The organism is Kitasatospora sp. NPDC056531, assembly GCF_042794375.1.
GTDB lineage: Bacteria > Actinomycetota > Actinomycetes > Streptomycetales > Streptomycetaceae > Kitasatospora.
The window spans coordinates 1-14337 of the sequence record NZ_JBHTTU010000059.1 but is presented as its reverse complement, the minus strand read 5'-3'; the positions used below and the strand labels follow the sequence as shown (position 1 = coordinate 14337).

Below are 14337 nucleotides of genomic sequence, written 5' to 3'. Positions count from 1 at the left end.
CCCGCTGGGCCGGTGGGCCCCCTCGCGCCCGGCGCGGCGGGCCGTCCGCACCTACGCTGGTCAGTGGCGTCGGGCGGACCACGGAGGATTCCTTGGGCAGCGCATCGGAGAGTCCCGCCCCCGTGCCGAAGCTACGGCTGGACGAATTGCTGGACGAGCTCCAGGCCCGGCTGGACGCGGCCCGGGGCACCCGCGACCGGGTCCACAGCCTGCTGGAGGCGGTGCTGGCGGTCGGCCGCGACCTGGAGCTGGCCCAGGCGCTGAAGCACATCGTGGAGGCCGCGGTCACCCTCGTGGATGCCCAGTACGGCGCCCTGGGCGTGATCGGCGAGGACCAGCGGCTGTCCCAGTTCATCCCGGTCGGCGTCACGGACGAGCAGGTCGAGCGGATCGGCGCCCTGCCGTCCGGGCACGGCATCCTCGGGGAGCTGATCCGCCATCCCGAGCCGCTGCGGCTCGCCCGGATCTCCGACCACCCCGCCTCCTACGGGTTCCCGGCCAACCACCCGCCGATGGGGAGTTTTCTCGGGGTCCCCATCCGCATCCGGGACAAGGTGTTCGGCAACCTCTACCTGACCGAGAAGCGCGGCGGCGGCGACTTCGACGCCGAGGACGAGTCGGTGCTCGCCACCCTCGCCGTCGCCGCCGGGGTCGCGATCGACAACGCCCGCCTCTACGCCCGGGCCCGCCAGCGGGAGCGGTGGCTGGAGGCGAGCGCCGAGGTCACCAGCAGCCTGCTCTCGGGAAGCGCGGAGCAGGAGGTGCTGGACCTGCTGCTCGCCCGGGCCACCGAGATCGTCGGCGCGGACCTCGCCGTCGTCAGCCTGCCAGTGCCGGACACCGGCGACCTGGAAGTCCGGATCGCCGTCGGACTCGGCGAGGAGCAGCACCGCGGCCTGGTGTTGCCCGTGGAGGGCTCCTTCGTCGGCGCCGCCGTCCGCACCGGCGGCCTGGTGGTGAGTCCCGATGTCCAGAAGGACCCGAGGATCACCTCCGGACCGCCACGCTGGGAGGGCCTGGGCCCGGCCGTGGCGGTCCCGATCGGCACCGCCGAACGCGGCGTGCGCGGCGTGCTGATGCTCGCCCGGGCAGCTGGCGCGCCGCTGTTCGACGAGGGCGAGTCCGGGCCCCTGCTGGGCTTCGCCGGCCAGGCGGCGGTGGCGATGGAACTCGCCGAACGACGCCGCGACTCCGAGCAGATCGCCCTGCTCCAGGAGCGCGACCGGATCGCCCGCGACCTGCACGACCTGGCCGTCCAGCGGCTCTTCGCCACCGGGATGACCCTCCAGGGCGCCACCCGCTTCATCGAGCACCCCGAGGCGACCGACCGCGTCCTACGGGCGATCGACGACCTGGACGAGACGGCGAAGACGATCCGCGCCACCATCTTCGGCCTGCGCCTGCGCGAGACCGGCCCGGCGGCCGTGGGCCTGCGCACCCGGCTCGTCGAGGTGGTCGAACGCGCCGCCCGCGCCCTGGGCTTCACCCCGGCCCTCCGGATGGCCGGCCTGCTCGACGTCACCGTCCCCGCCGAAATCGCAGACGCGGCCGTCGCCGTCCTGGAGGAGTCCCTCGCCAACGCCGCCCGCCACGCGAAGGCCACCTCCGTCGAGGCCTCGGTCACCGCCGACACGGACCTGACCCTCACCGTCGCCGACGACGGCATCGGCCTCCTTGAAGGCGGCCGCCGCAGCGGCCTCGCCAACCTCGCCGACCGCGCCGCTGCCCTTGGCGGCACCTTCACCGCCCGCACCCGCCCGGAAGGCGGCACCGAACTGGTCTGGCGGGCACCTCTGCCGAAGGCTTAGCAATGTCGGTCGTCCAACTGCCCGTCAAGCAGATCCCGCCTCCAGCACCTCGCCAGCCGCCAGGCGGGGCGTGGGGGCTCCTTCGGGGCCGTAGCCGAGACGCATCAGGATCTGGACGTAGCCGGGGCGCTGGTGCGGGTCGCGGGCCTCCCAGCGGAGGTGGGGCCACTCCATCGCCTGGTGCAGGAGGGAGGCGCGGACGCCGTGGACGGTGGCGACGAGCAGCACGTGTTGCAGGGCGATTCCGGCGCGCAGCCAGTCCTGCGGGGTGTCGTGGTCGGTGGTGAGGACGGCGATGCGCGGTTCGCGTTCGAAGAGGGCGGGGGTCTGGTGTTCGGCGGCGCGGATGGCGGAGAAGTCGCGCATCGGGAGGTGGCCGGCCGCATCCTGGGGGCCGAGCGCGCTGACCGGGATGCCGTACGGCGGTGTGTCGCCGGTGCGGATCCAGCTGCGGCTCTCGTCCCGTTGGGCCGGGTCGGTGGTGTTGCGGCGTTCGGCCTCGGCGGTGAGGTGGAGCAGCCGGGCCGTCTCCGTGTGGTCGGGCAGGTGGAGCGCGGCGTCCTCGGCCCGGGCGGCGCCGCCCAGTTCGTCGAGGACGGCCGCCGGGACGGGTTCGCCGGTGAACGGTGCACGGCTGGAGTGCCGGCGCCAGATCGCCTCGAACAGCCGGTCGTTGCCCGGGACGGGCGCCGTGGCCGGGGCGTCCAGCCGGACGGCCGCGAAGAGGTCCGGCTCGGCCGGGTCGGGCAGCAGACGGACCTCGGGCGCCCAGCCCAGGTGGCGGGCGGCCACCCGGAGGTTGAGGACGGCGGCGCCGACGGAGATGTGCAGCGCCCGGCCCTGCGGGTCGGCGGCCGGGACGGCCCGGCTCCGGTCGGCCTGGACCTCCACCGTCGACGTGGCCGGGTCCAGCCGGAAGCGCCAGGGCTGGCTGTTGTGGATCGAAGGTGCGGCGACCGCCGCGGAGACCAGTTTCTCCAGTGCGGCGGCGTCGAGGACGAGGGTGGGCACGGCCGTCTCCCGGGGTGCGTCGTCAGCCGGAGGCCGGCGGGGCGCCGCCGCCGTGCAGGGCGTCCAGGCGGGTGTGGTACTCGTCGGGGTCGATCTCGCCACGGGCGAGGCGTTCGGCGAGCAGTTGCTCCGGGGTGGGCCGCTCCCCGGGTGCTGCGGTGGGCGTGGAGGCCGCCAGGCTGTGCCGGGTCGTCTGTCCCGGCTGCTGGACCAGGATGACCACGGCGTACGCCACCAGCGCCCAGAAGACAACCATGGCCACGGTCATGAGGCCGATGCCCCAGCCGTCCATGCCGTTCCAGTACATCATCGCCGTCTCCTCGACCGTGGTGGGAGGTGGGTCACCTCCACCGTGCGGCCGGGGGGCTTCGTGGCGCATGGGCCGTTCGGCTCAATCCCCGGGCCCACCCGGGCCACAGTTCCTCAGTGTGGGCGCTGATGGTGCTGCTGGTCGGGCTCGGCATGGGCGGCGATCACGGCGGCCTGGAGGCGGCGCTCGACGCCCAGCTTGGCGAGCAGGCGCGACACGTGGTTCTTCACGGTCTTCTCGGCGAGGTAGAGCTCCTGGCCGATCTGCCGGTTGGTCTTGCCCTCCCCCACCAGGGCGAGGATCTCCCGTTCTCGCGGGGTGAGCCCGGCGAGCGCGGTGTCGGCCTCACTCTCGTCGTGGTGGCGCAGGCTCTCCATCAGCTTGCGGGTGGTGGCCGGGTCGAGCATGGACTGGCCCGAGGCCACCGTACGCACCGCGCTGACCAGATCGGCGCCCTTCACCTGCTTCAGCACGTACCCGGCCGCGCCGGCCATGATCGCGTCGAGCAGGGCGTCGTCGTCATCGAAGGAGGTCAGCATCAGGCAAACCAGCTCGGGCATCCGGTCGCGGAGGTCCCGGCAGACGGTCACGCCGTCACCGTCCGGCAGCCGGACGTCCAGGACGGCGACGTCCGGACGCAGCGCCGGGACCCGGGCGAGGGCCTGCGCACAACTCCCCGCCTCGCCCACGACCTCGATGTCCGGCTCGACCTCCAGGAGGTCGCGGACACCCCGGCGGACCACCTCGTGGTCGTCCAGCAGGAAAACCCGTACGGGCCTCTCTGACCGGGGCGTGTCCATGGCCTGCTCCCTGGGGTGCGCGGTCGGTGACACCACCGATTCTGCGCCGCCACGCCGCCCCGCGCACCGGAGAGCGGATTCAGTCGTGGGGCACGACGGCGGTCGACGGCGGCGATCACGGGCCCGGTCACAGACGCCGCCGGGTCAGGCCGGCGCGGTGAGCCGGATCTCGACGCCGACCACGCCAACGAACACGGCTGGTCCAAGCACCGGCCCGCCGAGCCGCTCTACGACGACAAGGACGTCGAGAACGCGCTGCGGATGTTCGACCCCGTCCCGCTGGACACCGACGTCGAGATCACCACCGGCACCGTGCTCCGCCTGCACCGCGCAGGCCACATCCTCGGCTCCGCCTGGGCCCACCTCACCCTGGAGGACGGCCACACCCTGGCCGCCAGCGGCGACCTCGGCCGCCCCGTCCACCCGCTGCTGCGCCCGCCCGAGCCCTTCACCGGCGCCGACGTGCTGCTCATGGAGTCCACGTACGGCCACCGGCACCACGAGGAGACGGCCGCCCGCGAGTGGTTCGCCCGCACGCTGGAGCGGACCCTCGCCCGCGGCGGCACCGTCGTCATCCCGTCCTTCGCCGTCGACCGCACCGAGGTCGTGCTGCACCAGCTCACCGAACTGCGCCGGGCCGGCCGCCTACCGGCCAACGTGCCCGTGTACGTGGACAGTCCGATGGCGCTCGCCACCCTGCAGATCTACCGGGAGGCCTTCGCGGGCGCCTCTGACCAGCTGCGCCCGGACGTCCTCGCCGAGGGCCTGACCGCCCTCGACCCGGAACCGTTCACCCTCATCCACTCGCTCCAGGACTCGCTCGCCCTGGACCGCGCCCACGGCCCGGCCGTCATCGTCTCCGCCTCCGGCATGGCCACCGGCGGCCGCGTCGTCCACCACCTGCGCCGCCTGCTGCCCGACGCCCGCAACACCGTCGTCGTGGTCGGCTACGCCGCCGAGGGCACCCGCGCCCGGGACCTGGTGGACGGCGCGCGCACGCTGAAGATGTACGGGACGTACGTGCCCGTGCGCGCCGAGGTCGTCAACGTCCCCGCCTTCTCCGCGCACGCCGACGCCGCCGAGATCATCGAATGGCTGCGGACGGCCCCGCCGCCGAGCGCGGTCTACCTCGTCCACGGCGAGCCCGAGGGCTCGCAGGCCCTGCGCGACCGCATCGACCGCGAACTCGGCTGGACCGCCGTGGTCCCGCGCTCGGGCGAACGGGTGCTGATCCGCTGACCGAGCCCGGCGTCAGGCGGACGAATCCTGGTCGAGCGGCCGGACTTGGAGACGGTGGCGCGGAAGGGGCCGGCCTTGAAGGTCTTGCGATATGAGAGACCCGCAGCTCCCGTCCTCGGTGGGGGTGGTCCACGCCCGGGACGGGATAGCAGATTCGACAGGTGGTGCCACAATCCTTCGGCGGTCCTCCGACCCGCCGACCGCCTGCGTACTGCCTGCTCAGCCGACGTGCCATCAGCGCGGCGGCGGTGGCTCGGTGTCGTCGAGGTCCCAGGTGAGGTGGTCGGCGAGACCTGTGAGTCCGTCGAGGTGGGCGATCTGGAGGCAGAGGGCGGCGGCGTCGCTGCGGGTGCGGGTGCGGCCGGCAACCGAGACCAAGCCACGTTCGCAACGGACGCGCAGCGAGCCGGGGACGACTCCGCTGCCGGGGGTCAGGGCGAGGGCGAGCGCGTCGAAGCGGATCGCCTCGTCATCGCGGCGCAGCGCATCCAGCAGGTCGTGCGAGGACAGCAGGCCGATCAGCCGCCCGTCGGCGTCGACGACGGGCAGGTGGTGCAGGGAGTGCTCGGCCACCAGGGCGACCGCGTCACCGGCGCTCGTTCCGTCGGTGACGGTGATCGCCGGGGAGGTCATGAGGTCGCGGGCAAGGAGCTCCTGCGGCGGATCCTCCTCGGCATAGGCGGCAAGGAGGTCGGAGGCAGCGACCACGCCGGTGACCGTGCCGTCAGCCGTGACCACGGGCACGATGCCGCGCCGCGAGGCGCTGAGCACGGCGGCGACAGTCGCGAGGTCGGTGCCAGGGGTCACGGCGACACCAGGCCGGCTCATGCAGTCGCGGACCCGGGTCCGATCGGGTGGCCGTGCGGAAGGGCCCGCCGGGAAGATGTCGGCCGCGGTGCCGTCGAGGATGCTGTGCTTCATCGTGTTCACTTCCCCTCGGCGGCTGCCGGACGCCGGAACCGTCGTAGGTATTGGTCGAAGGAGGGCCAGGGTTCGAGGCGGACCCCGGCGTCCACGCAGACCGCCCCGTCCGGGCGGGCGATGACGGGGTTGAGGTCGGCCTCGACCAGCTCCGGGAAGACCGGGTGCCTGTGCGTGGTGGCTGCGGCGGACATGACGCGCCTCCTCCGTGCCGGGGTGGCATGTTCCCTCAGGGATAAGTGTTTCTGCTCCTCGTCGACCATCCGAGGGCCGGACGGTCCAGGCTGCAGGCCCAGACGCCCCCTGCTGCCACTCGTCCCCGGCCGGGTCGGCCACGAAGTCACCACGGATGACGACTCCCGGTTCCGGGCCCGCCTCCCGCGCGACCACCTCGGCGAGCCTCGCCCCGGCCACCTCGTCGGACTCCTCGGCGGACACGGTCACGCCCTATCCGTAGACACCCGGCTGATCCCAGCCGGTCACCGCTTCCACGACGCTCCCGGTCAGCCGGGCCTCCTCCAGAGCCCGACGCAGCGCCGCACTGGACAGGCGCGAGCCGTCCACACCGACGATGATCCGCCGCATATCCGTTGCCCGGCCAGCGCCGTTCATCTCGTTCACCTCCGTGCAGCCCGGGCATTCCGCCGCACCCGCGCTCCCCAGCGCACCGCCCACCGAGCACCGGCCGCTTGGGTCGGCGGGCCCCTTGCCCTGGACCATCCGGCCCCTGCGGCGTCCGGCCTGCAGTGGTGGCATGGGAGTACGGACGGTCGGGCGCGCCCCGGCCCCGCACCGACCCAGGAGGACGGCATGAAAGCCGCCGTGGGAGACCGCATCATCGTCCAGGCCACCCGGCCGGGCGCGGCACGCAGGGACGGCGAGATCGTCGGCCTGCACCACCCGGACGGCAGCCCGCCGTGGGACGTTCGCTGGTCCGACAATGACCGGGTGACCGAGTACTTCCCCGGCCCGGACACCCGGATCCACCACTACCGCCACGCACCCGAAGACGCCGCGGCGACCCTACCGCCCCACCCGCACCTGTTCGCCGACTGACGGACGGCCGCCGTGACCGTCTCCACCCACGGACCCGACACCACAACGGGCCTGACCACCGCCGAGGCCGCACAGCTGCTCGCCGAGCACGGCCCGAACGAGGTCGGCGCCGACCACCGGGTGCCGCTGTGGACCCGGGTGGCCGCCCAGTTGCGCGATCCCCTGATCACGGTGCTGCTCGCGGCCGTGGCGCTGACGCTGGCCATCGGCGACCACCCCGACGCGGTGGTCATCGCGCTGGTGATCGTCGTCAACTCGACCGTAGGCGTCGTTCAGGAGGTCCGGGCCGAGAGCGCCGTCGCGGCGCTGTCGCGGATCTCCGCACCCGCCGCGCGGGTGCTGCGCGACGGCGAGCAGCGGAGGGTACCGTCCACCGAAGTCGTACCGGGTGACGTGGTAACCCTCGCCGAGGGTGACATCGTCCCGGCCGACGCCAGGCTCACCGAGGCCGCGGCTCTGCTGGTCGACGAGTCGATGCTGACCGGCGAGTCCCTCCCGGTGGCCAAGGCCGTACAGCCGCGGCAGTCGGCAGACGGTGTCGTGCAGGCGGGGACGGTCGTGCTGCGCGGCCGTGCCCTCGCCGTGGTCACCGCCACCGGCGCCGACAGCGCGCTCGGCCGGATCGCCGCGCTGCTCCGCCCCCGCCCTGAACCCACCCCGCTCCAGCAGCGGTTGGCCGGGCTCGGGCGGGTACTGGCCGTCGTGGCGATCGGGCTGTGCGCGCTGGTCTTCGTCCTCGGCCTGCTCCGCCACCAGCCGCCTGGCGAGATGGGGGTGACGGCGATCAGTCTCGCCGTCGCCGCCGTGCCGGAGTCACTGCCCGCCGTCGTCACGCTCGCGCTCGCCCTGGGCGCGCGCCGGATGGCGGCCCGCCACGCCGTCGTGCGGCGGCTGCCGGCCGTCGAGACGCTCGGCTCGGTCACCGTACTGGCCACGGACAAGACCGGCACCCTCACCCAGGGCCGCATGGTGGTCGAACGCCTCTGGACACCGCACTCGGCGGCCACCGTGACCGGTCTCGGGTACGGGCCGGAGGGCCAGATCCTGCTCGACGGAGCCGCAGACGACGAGACGCGGGGCCTGCTCACCACCGCAGCACTGTGCAACGACGCCGCCCTCCGGCCGCCCACGGGCGAGAACGGCGAGTGGGGAGCGCTCGGCGACCCCACCGAGGCCGCGCTGCTGACGGCCTCCGCCAAGGCCGGCCTGGACTATGAGCGGCTGCGGGAATCGTTCCCCCGGGTCGCCGAAGCGCCGTTCGACAGCATTCGCAAGCGGATGAGCACCGTGCACCGGGCGCCGGACGGTTCGCTGCTGGTCTGCCTCAAGGGCGCCCCGGAGGCCGTTCTCGACCCCGCCGTCCTGGCCGAACCACCGGAAGTGCTGGAAGGCGCCCACCGCGCCGCCGCCGAACTCGCCGCCGAGGGATTCCGGGTGCTTGCCGTGGCCCGGAGAACTCTCGACCGGCTCCCTGACCCGCCCGAGCGTGCGGAAACGGCTCTCCGCCTGCTCGGGATGACCGCGCTCGCCGACCCACCGAAACCTTCGGCCGCCGCCACCCTGGGCGCGTGCCGCCGGGCCGGCATTGTTCCGATCCTGGTCACTGGCGACCACCCGGCCACCGCTCGGGCGCTGGCCGTCCGCGTCGGCCTGCTCGAACCGACCGCCGGGCCCGAGGCCGTGGTGAGCGGAGACGCTGCCGACCTCACCCGCGCGCGGGTGTTCGCCCGAACCGACCCCCGGCAGAAGCTCGACATCGTCCAGGCGTGGCGCGCCCGCGGCGCCGTCACCGCGATGACCGGCGACGGCGTCAACGACGGTCCCGCCCTGCGCCAGGCGGACATCGGCGTCGCCATGGGCCGACGAGGCACGGAAGTCGCCCGCCAGGCCGCCGACCTCGTCCTCGCCGACGACGAACTCGCCACCGTGGTCGGCGCGGTGGAGGAGGGCCGCCGCGTCTACGACAACATCCGCCGCTTCCTGGTGTACGGGCTGGCTGGCGGCGCCGCCGAGATCCTGGTGATGCTGACCGGTCCGCTGTTCGGCCTGGCGCTGCCGCTGCGCGCGGGCCAGATCCTCTGGATCAACCTGCTCACCCACGGCCTCACCGGCGTCGCCATGGGCGCCGAGCCGGTCTCCCCCGGCGCGATGACCCGGCCCCCGCGCCCGCCGCATCAACACATCCTGGGCTCCGGTGTCTGGCAGCGGGTGCTGCTGCTCGGCCTCGTGCTCGCGGCAGCCGCCCTCGGCGCGGCGATCTGGGCCCGCCACGGTGAACGCCCTTGGCAGAGCGTCCTGTTCGTCGCCCTCCTGGCCGCTCAGCTCGGCACCGTCCTGGGCCTGCGCGAACGGCTGCTGACCCGCGCGAACCTCTTTCTCCCGCTGGCCGTCCTCGCCTCCGCCGTACTCGCCGCGGGCGCCCTGTACCTGCCGTTCCTCCGCGACGTACTCGACACCGTGCCACTCACCTGGACCGATCTCGCCGCACCCGCCATCGCCGGGCTCGCCGGGTTCGTCGCCGCCCGGCGCCGCCAGCAAGGGATCTGACGCCATGTCGAACGCCCAGGTCACCGACCTGTACCAGGTGACGATGGCCTTCTCCTACCTGCGGGAGGACATGACGGCCCCGGCCACGTTCAGCCTCTTCGTCCGGAAGCCGCCACCCGAACGCGGTTTCCTGGTCGCGGCGGTCCTGGAACCGGCCCTCGACCATCTCGCATCTCGCCGAACTCCGGGTGGACGAGACTTCGCCGAAGCGCTGGACCGCCCGTACGCCGAGTTGGAGCCCCTGCTGGATCGGCGCTTCACCGGCGAGGTGCGGGCAGCGCCGGAAGGGCGGATCGTGCTGTCCGGCGAGCCACTGCTGGAGGTCACCGCGCCACTGCCGGAGGCGCAGTTCGTGCAGTCCTACCTGCTCAACCTTTTCTGCACCAAGAGGGCGCCACGACCGTCGCCGACGAGGACGTGGTGCGCTGGTTCGAGCAGCACGCCGATCCCCGCCCCTGGGCGGGCGGCGACCGGGACACCTGGGCCCGCATCCGGCCCACGGGGATCACCGGCCGGATCATCCGCCCCGACGGCCCGCCGATCGTGGACTCCGGATACGCGGAGTCCGGATGACAGACCGGGCATCGGCAGACCCATGCCGATGCCCGCACTCGGAAAGCGCTCCATCCGCGCCTCGCGGGCCACGGTCGCCACGACGCCGCCGAGGGTCACGGTGGGCGAGGTAGCGGGGGTGTACGTCCGGCCTTTCCAGGCAGTCCCCGGGCGGCCCCGGCGGCCCCGCCGATGGGGCCCAGTGGCGGGCCGAACGGCCCTGCTGCCCGACGCCCGGCGGCGGTGTGATGGACGCAGAGGCCCGGTGCACCGTGCCGGGTCCTGAGCACCGGAGGCACAGCCGTGGTGACCGACGACACCCGCACCACCACCCAGCAGCTGATGCACACCGCCGGCGGGCGGACGATCGCGGTGTCCCGCTTCGCCCCGGCGGTGCTGCCGGACACCGGCCGGGTCATCCTCGACACGGCCTGTGAGCCGTACGACACGGACGAGGTCTGGGCCTCGCTCACCCCGGCCGAGGCCCGGCAGCTGGCCGGGATGCTGCTGCGCCAGGCAGCCGCCGTCGAACGCCCCCCTGCCCTGGAACCCGGCCGGATCGAGGTCGACCCGGTCGCCGAGGACCTGTACGCCATCGACCTCCGCTCGCACACCCTGGCCGTCGACCAGCCCCTCCAGGCCGGCGGCGGCGACGCGGCACCGACCCCGGTCGAGCTGTGCGCCTCCGCCCTGGCCTCCTGCACGGCCCACTACGCCGGGAGCTACCTCGACCGGCACGGGCTCAGCCGTGCCGCGCTCCACGTCACGGCCGACTACACCATGGCCGAGGACCGCCCCGCCCGGATCGCCTCGGTGGCCATCGAGGTCACCGCCCCCGGCCTGCCGCCCGAGCGGGCGCCCGGCCTGCTCGCGGTCGTCCGCCACTGCACGGTGAAGAACACCCTCGACCACCCGCCCACCGTCACGGTCTCGCTGAACGGCGCCGGAGAGGTCCTCTCGTCATGAAGGCCGCGGACCTCATGACCGCCCCGCCGGTCACCGTCGACGTCGGCGCGAGCGCCTTCGACGTCGCCCGGCGGATGGCGCAGGAGGCCGTCGGCTGCGTTCTCGTCACCCTGGACGGCCGGCTCTGCGGCATCCTCACCGACCGGGACCTGACCCTCCGCGGCCTGGCGCACGGGTTCGGACCCGGACAGCCGGTCGCGGACCTCATGACCACCCCGGTCACCACCGTCGACGTCGGCGCCGACCTCGACACCGCCTACCGCACCTTCCGCAGCTCCGGCGTCCGCCGGCTCCCGGTCCTCGACCACGGGCGCCCGGTCGGCATGCTCACCGTCGACGACCTGCTGCGCGACGTCGTCCAGCGGCTCTTCGACCTGCTCGTCCCGGTCTCCCGCAGCGCGCTGCCCGAGACCGCGGCCTGAGCCCATCAGGAAACACCACCGCCCACAGGAGGACATCATGGCCGGCGACCTGCTCAGGAGATTCCCCTTCGGCTACCGGTGGCCGTCGCTGCCGGACCTCTTCGAGGACTTCCCCGTCGAATTCCGCATGCCGGCGGGCGAACACGTGATCCGCATCGAGGAGTCCGAGACCGACGGCGTCTACCAGCTCAAGGCCGAACTCCCCGGCGTCGACCCGGACAAGGACATCACGATCGGCGTCGACGACGGCGTCCTGACCGTCCAGGCCGAGCGCAGCGAGGAGAAGAAGGACAAGCAGCGCTCCGAGTTCCGCTACGGCTCGTTCACCCGCAGCGTCCGGCTGCCCGCCGGCGTACGGGAGGAGGACGTCACCGCCGCCTACGACAAGGGTGTGCTGACCGTCCGCGCGCCGATCGGCGAGGAGAAGAAGCCCGCCCGCAAGGTCCAGATCACGCAGGGCGACTGACACCCGTCACGGGCCCGGGACAGCGCCCCGGGCCCGGCCGAGCCCGGGAGGCCCGTAATGAACCCGCACACGACGACACTGATGCGCACCAAGCAGTGGTCACTGCGCATCGACCTCTTCGAGGAGGGCGACACCACCAAGGTCCACGCCGTCCTCGACACCGGCGACAACAAGCTGGAGGCCCGCACCGCCGCCCACCGCAACCCGAACGACCCACCCGCCCCCGAGATCGGCGACGAGTACGCCGCCGCCCGCGCCCTCATCGACCTCGGCCACCAGCTCCTGCGCGCCGGCCTCTCCGACTCCGCCGCCAACGCCCCCTCCGAAGCAGGCTGACCGGGCTGGCAGTTCAGCCGTCCTCAGTGTCCAGTGACGCAGGGAGTCCGACGATTCCGCACCCGGGCAGGCCGCGCGACCGGAATCCCCTCTGCCCTGTAAAGTGCGCACATCTCGCAGGTGGGGCCGAGGCCGAACTGATCCAGTTGTTCACAGCGCGAACGGCTCCGGCAAGTCCACCCTCGCCGACATCCTGGGCGGGGTCTACCCGCCTCACCAGGGCCGCGTCCGGTGGGACGGCATAGACACCACAACCGCCGACCGCCACCAGCTCTTCAGCAGCGTCGCCCTGCGAGCAGCACCGGGCGATGGTCCGGGCCCTCCTCTCCGGCGACAGCGACAGCGACAGCGACGCCGCGCGCCGCGCCACCGAGGAACACCTCGCCGCCACGGCCGCACTCCTCCGGGGCTTCCTGGCGTACCCTCCGGCCGCGAACTCCGGTGTGCCGCAACTTGACGGAAATGATTATCCGTCAGTATTTTCCGCCGCGCATCGGAATGGTCATTCGACTTCGTTATCCAATTCACAAATACTTCACCGAATTCTGGTTGCCAGCCCGATCGCAGGCATGTGCAAGATGATGCCCGTTTGCCACCCGTGATCGCCCTGGAGAGTATTCGCCGTGAGCTTCCGCACCATCGATGCCGGCCTGTCCGACCAGGAGATAGCCCTGGTCAGAGCCAGTGTGGCCGTGGTGGAGCCGTATGTCGCGGATCTCCCGAGGTACTTCTACGACGAGCTGTTCCGCCGCTATCCGGGAGTGCGTGATCTTTTCCCGCCGAACCTGGACGTCCAGCACGACAAGCTGGTGCGGGCACTCCTGCTCATTGTCGATCTTGTCGACGATCCGGCGTATCTGACGCGCTTCTGTGCGGATCTCGGGCGGGACCACCGGAAGTTCGGAACGTTGAGCGCCCATTACCCGGCGGTCGGCGAATGCCTGCTCGCCACCCTCGAACACTTCGCCGGCCCGGCCTGGACGCCGGACATCGCCGCCGCCTGGACCCGGGCCTACACCACCGTCGCGGACGCCATGGACCAGGCCGCCACGGCCGACGCCGAGGTACGGCCGGCGGTGTGGGAGGCGCGGATCGTCCGACACGTCCGACGCGGCCCGGACCTGGCGGAGATCACCGTGCGGACCGACCAGCCGTACCGGTTCACCGGCGGCCAGTTCGTCAGCCTGGAGACCCCGTGGTTCCCGAAGATCTGGCGCTACTACTCACCCGCCAACGCCGCCCGGCCCGACGGCACCCTCACCTTCTATGTCCGAGCCGTCCCCGGCGGCGCCATCAGCAACCTGCTGGTGTTCCGGGCGAAGGTCGGCGACGCCCTCCGGCTCGGCAGGCCGCTCGGGGACCTGGCCATCGATCCGGCCTCGACCCGGGACGTGGTGTGCGTCGCCGGCGGCACCGGGATCGCGCCGATCCGCGCGCTGATCGAACAGGCCGTCCTGGACGGGGCGGAACGCCGGGTCGAACTCTTCGCAGCCGCCCGCACCGGCGATGCACTGCACGCGGCGGAGGACCTCCTGCGACTGTCCGAGCGGCACCACTGGCTCAGCGTCCGGGCCGTCCTCACCGACGCCGACCGCCCGCTGCCCGAGTTGCTGGCGCAGTGCGGGCCGTGGCCCCGGCACGACGCCTACCTGTGCGGGCCCGGCCCGATGATCATCGACTCCGCCCGGGTCCTGCACCACGGGGGCGTCCCGGTCGAACGCATCCACCACGACCCCTTCGTCCGGCCCGACCTGTCCCAGGCGTAGGAACCGACTACCCCCCGCCCGGCACCAAAGGACCGCCGGTGGTGGGGGCGGGGTGGGGGGCGGGGCTAGGGACAGGGGGGGTGGGGTGTTGGGGGGGGGGGGCTGTGTTCTTAGTGGAGAGGCGTTGGGCAGAGGGA

At 73.0% G+C, this 14337-nt stretch carries 16 protein-coding genes and 3 pseudogenes; 13 read left to right on the top strand and 6 right to left on the bottom strand.

Translation table 11 applies throughout. The features are described from left to right. The first annotated feature begins 92 nt into the window (after positions 1-92). A complete protein-coding gene (locus tag ACFQ87_RS32830) occupies positions 93-1808 on the top strand; it encodes a GAF domain-containing protein (RefSeq protein ID WP_380614533.1) in 1716 nt (571 codons plus the stop codon). Positions 1809-1832: 24 nt separating this feature from the next. Here the strand turns inward: ACFQ87_RS32830 and ACFQ87_RS32825 are convergent, their stop codons facing one another. The 3 genes from ACFQ87_RS32825 to ACFQ87_RS32815 all read right to left on the bottom strand — a co-directional run bounded on the left by ACFQ87_RS32825 (position 1833) and on the right by ACFQ87_RS32815 (position 3929). Continuing rightward, positions 1833-2819, bottom strand: coding sequence for an Acg family FMN-binding oxidoreductase (locus tag ACFQ87_RS32825; protein WP_380614532.1), 987 nt, complete (start codon positions 2817-2819; stop codon positions 1833-1835). A gap of 22 nt (positions 2820-2841) precedes the next feature. Further along, complete coding sequence (locus ACFQ87_RS32820) at positions 2842-3129, bottom strand: SHOCT domain-containing protein (protein ID WP_380614530.1); 288 nt, start codon at positions 3127-3129, stop codon at positions 2842-2844. A 113-nt stretch (positions 3130-3242) separates the two neighbouring features. After that, positions 3243-3929, bottom strand: coding sequence for a response regulator (locus ACFQ87_RS32815; protein WP_380614528.1), 687 nt, complete (start codon positions 3927-3929; stop codon positions 3243-3245). Between the two features lie 261 nt (positions 3930-4190). Between ACFQ87_RS32815 and ACFQ87_RS32810 the strand changes: the two genes are divergently transcribed. Further along, positions 4191-5168 carry an MBL fold metallo-hydrolase RNA specificity domain-containing protein gene (locus tag ACFQ87_RS32810; protein WP_380614526.1) on the top strand — a complete coding sequence of 326 codons (978 nt, stop codon included), beginning with the start codon at positions 4191-4193 and terminating at the stop codon, positions 5166-5168. A 234-nt stretch (positions 5169-5402) separates the two neighbouring features. Here the strand turns inward: ACFQ87_RS32810 and ACFQ87_RS32805 are convergent, their stop codons facing one another. The 3 genes from ACFQ87_RS32805 to ACFQ87_RS32795 form a co-directional block, all read right to left on the bottom strand. After that, positions 5403-6089 carry an HPP family protein gene (locus ACFQ87_RS32805; protein WP_380614524.1) on the bottom strand — a complete coding sequence of 229 codons (687 nt, stop codon included), beginning with the start codon at positions 6087-6089 and terminating at the stop codon, positions 5403-5405. Between the two features lie 5 nt (positions 6090-6094). Further along, positions 6095-6283 carry a hypothetical protein gene (locus ACFQ87_RS32800; RefSeq protein WP_380614523.1) on the bottom strand — a complete coding sequence of 63 codons (189 nt, stop codon included), beginning with the start codon at positions 6281-6283 and terminating at the stop codon, positions 6095-6097. Positions 6284-6536: 253 nt separating this feature from the next. Further along, entirely contained in the window at positions 6537-6701 is a 165-nt protein-coding gene (locus ACFQ87_RS32795; protein ID WP_380614558.1) for a universal stress protein, read from the bottom strand. Between the two features lie 198 nt (positions 6702-6899). On the opposite strand from ACFQ87_RS32795, the gene ACFQ87_RS32790 reads away from it, so the two are divergent. The 11 genes and pseudogenes from ACFQ87_RS32790 to ACFQ87_RS32740 all read left to right on the top strand — a co-directional run bounded on the left by ACFQ87_RS32790 (position 6900) and on the right by ACFQ87_RS32740 (position 14200). Next, a complete protein-coding gene (locus ACFQ87_RS32790; protein WP_380614522.1) occupies positions 6900-7145 on the top strand; it encodes a DUF1918 domain-containing protein in 246 nt (81 codons plus the stop codon). A 12-nt stretch (positions 7146-7157) separates the two neighbouring features. Continuing rightward, on the top strand, positions 7158-9692 hold the full coding sequence (locus ACFQ87_RS32785) for a cation-translocating P-type ATPase (RefSeq protein ID WP_380614521.1): 2535 nt from the start codon (positions 7158-7160) through the stop codon (positions 9690-9692). 4 nt (positions 9693-9696) lie between these two features. Then, positions 9697-10008: pseudogene (locus ACFQ87_RS32780) on the top strand (nicotinate phosphoribosyltransferase); the annotation flags it as partial. Between the two features lie 101 nt (positions 10009-10109). Further along, on the top strand, positions 10110-10265 hold the full coding sequence (locus ACFQ87_RS32775) for a hypothetical protein (protein ID WP_380614561.1): 156 nt from the start codon (positions 10110-10112) through the stop codon (positions 10263-10265). A 285-nt stretch (positions 10266-10550) separates the two neighbouring features. Then, a complete protein-coding gene (locus ACFQ87_RS32770; protein WP_380614520.1) occupies positions 10551-11210 on the top strand; it encodes an OsmC family protein in 660 nt (219 codons plus the stop codon). Next, positions 11207-11632: a cyclic nucleotide-binding/CBS domain-containing protein gene (locus ACFQ87_RS32765; protein WP_380614519.1), complete on the top strand. Its 426-nt coding sequence runs from the start codon at positions 11207-11209 to the stop codon at positions 11630-11632. Before ACFQ87_RS32770 ends, ACFQ87_RS32765 begins: the two co-directional genes overlap by 4 nt. A 37-nt stretch (positions 11633-11669) precedes the next feature. Continuing rightward, a complete protein-coding gene (locus tag ACFQ87_RS32760) occupies positions 11670-12098 on the top strand; it encodes an Hsp20/alpha crystallin family protein (RefSeq protein WP_380614518.1) in 429 nt (142 codons plus the stop codon). An 81-nt stretch (positions 12099-12179) separates the two neighbouring features. Continuing rightward, on the top strand, positions 12180-12434 hold the full coding sequence (locus ACFQ87_RS32755) for a dsRBD fold-containing protein (protein ID WP_380614517.1): 255 nt from the start codon (positions 12180-12182) through the stop codon (positions 12432-12434). A gap of 103 nt (positions 12435-12537) precedes the next feature. Next, positions 12538-12696: pseudogene (locus ACFQ87_RS32750) on the top strand (ATP-binding cassette domain-containing protein); the annotation flags it as partial. A gap of 34 nt (positions 12697-12730) precedes the next feature. Further along, positions 12731-12853: pseudogene (locus ACFQ87_RS32745) on the top strand (GntR family transcriptional regulator); the annotation flags it as partial. A 204-nt stretch (positions 12854-13057) separates the two neighbouring features. Next, positions 13058-14200, top strand: a complete 1143-nt coding sequence (locus tag ACFQ87_RS32740; protein WP_380614516.1) for a globin domain-containing protein — start codon at positions 13058-13060, stop codon at positions 14198-14200. Positions 14201-14337: the final 137 nt, after the last annotated feature.